General features: G+C 39.2%; 1 protein-coding gene. It reads left to right on the top strand.

Annotated elements, in window-relative coordinates; all coding sequences use genetic code 11:
- A partial coding sequence (locus tag ACP6PK_RS29780) for a HEAT repeat domain-containing protein (protein ID WP_426565145.1) occupies nucleotides 1–3,280 on the top strand: 3,280 nt, incomplete at its 5' end.
- Between the last annotated feature and the right edge of the window lie 477 nt (nucleotides 3,281–3,757).

Genomic DNA, 3,757 nt, shown 5'->3' with positions numbered 1-3,757 from the left:
CTCTTTGTGGGATACTGCCTGGGAAAAAGGAGGTAAAAGTCTCACTCAATCTCTGAAGAAAACAGATTTAGAAAAAGCTTTAAAATTCGGTAAAAAATCTATTGAGGTATGGGAAAAACAACTCCCTCCTCAACAACTTTTATTCTATTCGGCTAAAAGGGATGGATGGAACGGAGTTAACAATTTTTTGAGTGAATATTTTAATCATTCTGCCGTTTTGACGGAATTACAAAAACCATTAATTAGTCAAGGTAAGCCAGATATTGATATTTTAATTGCCATCTTTCAACAGGAAGCTGAAGCTAAAAATATTCAATTAAATCAAGGAAGTCTACAGCGGTGGATAGAAACTTTTGTTAATGCTTATTTTAAAGAAACTGATACTTATATTAAATTTCAGGTTGCCAAACAAAATTATTTTGAACAGTTAGCCAATTGGTTTGATGATGTGAAATTTGCTGGAATTTCTGTGCCTGGGCAAGAAGTAGAAAAGTCAGAGAAATTAGCTAACATTTTTGTGATGCCAGATGTGGTAGAAGATGCCTCAACGGGAGGGGGTTGGGAACAGGATTTATTATTAGGAGGAAGTGCGGAACTGGAAAGAGAATTATTGGCAAATACCACAGGTAGAAAATTTTTAGCTTCGGAATTATTGACTCAAACTCGATCGCGCAAATTTGTTATCTTGGGTGCCCCTGGTTCGGGAAAAACAACTTTGATGAGTTATTTCGCGGTGATGTTGGCAGAGAAACAGCCTCAATTTTTGGGTTTAGACTCTGAGACTGACTGGTTGCCAATTTTAATTAGAATGCGCGACTTAGCTAGACATCCAGACAAAAGTATTCTCGAATATGCTCGGATATTTGCCGAGAAAACCATGGCAGTCAAAACTTTACCGAGGGGATTTTTTGAATATTGGTTGGAAGACGGCAGGGCGTTGATATTGCTCGATGGTTTGGATGAAGTCGCAGAGGAAGGCAAACGTTATGATGTTGTCAGACGGATTGAGAATTTTTTAGGGCAGTTTGAGAGAAATATGGCAATTATTACATCTCGTCCGGCGGGGTATCGGCGCGACTTTTTCCGCACTACGGAATTTCCCCACTATCAAATGCAGTCTTTTGATGATGAGAAGATTTCGGCGTTTATTAATAATTGGTATGATAGTCGGTTTAAAGATAAAACGGAGGCGGAAAGACGGAAGGAGAGTTTACAAAAGGCGTTGGATGATAATGACAGGATTAAATTGTTGGCACGAAATCCCTTGTTGTTGACAATTATTGCTTTGATTCATCGGTATCAGGCAGTTTTGCCGAAGGAAAGACATCGACTTTATGATAAGGCGGTGGAAACTTTGTTAATTTCTTGGGATGCGAATAAGGAGTTAAGTAGTGATGGGCGGTTGAAATATTTGGGTTTGGATGACTTGCGCAGGTTGATGGAATTATTGGCATATTGGGTACATACTCAGGGAAATGTTGGCAGTGGTGAGGGAGGCACTTTGATAGATAAGGATGAGTTGATTTCTCAGTTGAGTCGAGAGATTAAGATATTGAAGCAGGTGCAGTTGTATCAAGCAAAGGAGGAGGCAGAAAGATTTGTAGATTTGATTCGGGAACGCACTGGTTTGTTGAACGAGCAGGGGCAAGATTGTTATGCTTTTGTGCATAAGACTTTTCAAGAATATTTGTGTGCTGAGGAAATTGATTATCAGTTGGAGAATGAGTTTGATTTTGGGATTATTTTAAATGCTATTCGAGAACATTTGCATGATGCTCACTGGCGAGAGGTTTTATTATTGTTGATAGCGCAACAAAAGCCGAAAAATGCAGCCAAGGCAATTCGAGCAGTTTTGAATAATGGTAGTGAGTATGAGGAATGGTTACATCGGGATTTGTTTTTTGCTGGAAATTGTTTGGCAGAAAATCCGAAAGGGTTGCGGGGTGCTGATGGTGAGTTGGTGCAGGAGATTTTGGAGAGGTTGGTTGAGTTGGAGGTGAGTAGTGAGGATAAGATTGGCGAGAAAGTTCGGGAGCAGGTCTATGAAATTCTTTGTAGTCTTTATGAAACTGCTTTTGAAAGTCAAGTTTTGGAGATGTTGAAAGATCGGGCAAGTTTAATTAATGAAGAGAGATTGCTTTTTTATCAAGCAGAATTAGGAGAAAAGAATGAAGTAATTACAATATTACTAGCACGGCTCCAAGATGAGAAGCCTTTTGTGCGTGGATGGGCAGTTTATACTTTGGGAATGTTGGGCAATAGTTCACAAACAGGCAACCGCTCACAAATAGGATTAGTCGGTAGCTTTCGAGAAAATATGTTTTTAGTGCATAGAACCACAAGCTATGCTTTGGGCAATAGTTCACAAACAGTAGTCAACAGTTTACTAGCAATGCTTCCCATTGAAAAAGACTCTGAAGTGCGTGGGTTGTTGGCGTTCACCCTTGGCAATTTCGGCAATAGTTCACAAACAGTAGTCAACAGTTTACTAGCAATGCTTCAGGATGAAGATTCTGAAGTGCGTTGGAGTGCTGCTGATGCCTTGGGTAATTTGGGTAATACTTCTGAGACTGTAGTTAGTGCTTTGCTAGAAAGTTTAAGTTTAGATGACAGTTCCGCCACTCGTTACAAAGCTGCTTGGGCGTTGAGCAAATTATCTGATAATTCAAAGACACTGGTTAATCAATTAGTAGAGTTACTACAGAAAGGTGATTCGAGTTTCTACGCTGGAGCTGCTGATACTTTAGGTCAATTAAATGATAAATCTGAAATTGTAATTAATGCTCTATTAACAAGACTAGAATATCCAGATTCTAGTGTCCGTGTTAGAGCTGCTGAAGCTTTAGTTAGCTTAGGCAGCAGTTCGCCAATTATTTTTAAAACTCTAGTGGAAGTATTAGAAGACGAAAATTTTCTAGTGCGTAAAGTTGCTACCCGTACTTTAGGAGAGTTTGTCAATGGCTCAAATACTCATACTGTTGTTAGTGCTTTACTACTAAGACTTAAGGATGTTAATGCTTATGTACGTTGGAGTGCTGCAACAGCTTTAGGCAAGTTAGTTAATAGCTCAGATACTGTTGTTACTGCTTTACTACCACTATTAGAGGATGAAAATTTTTATGTACGAAGGAAAGCTGCCTTAGCTTTAGGCAAATTAGGCAAAAAATCCAACAATATCCTCCCCACAATTATTCAATGGATTCAACAACACCAAGATTCAGAATATGTTGGCAGAGGTATTGATGCACTGTGGTATTTGCTTGTAGGTGAGGAAAGCTGATGTAAAGCTTCGTAGGTTGGGTTGACGTTAAGGAAACCCAACAATAATCAATAATTAGGTATATGTTGGGTTCGAGATACGCTTAACCCAACCTACAGAGGTTAACTTTTAACTATTGTTCAATAAATTCAACAACATCAAGATTCACAATATGTCGGCAGAGGTATTGATGCGCTGTGGTATTTAGTTGTAAGTAAGGAAATTTAAGTCTAGTAGGTTGGGTTTCGTGACTCAACCCAACAATAATTAGATCGGGACTTACGCAGAGCCACCATATCTAGTAGGGGTTAACGGCCGTTAACCCCTACAGGTGGCGCATATTTTCAGATTTTGCGTAAGTCCTGTAGATATATGTTGGGGAAAAGCGATCGCTTAACCCAACCTACAAAGGTTAACTTTTAACTATTAGTCTAGTAGGTATGTGTTGGGTTCGAGATACGCTTAACCCAACCTACAGAGGTTAACTTTTAACTATTG

This window comes from Dapis hubbardiae BLCC-M172 (genome assembly GCF_050016015.1).
Taxonomy (GTDB): Bacteria; Cyanobacteriota; Cyanobacteriia; order Cyanobacteriales; family Microcoleaceae; genus Trichodesmium.
This window is presented reverse-complemented; position numbering and strand designations above follow the sequence as displayed.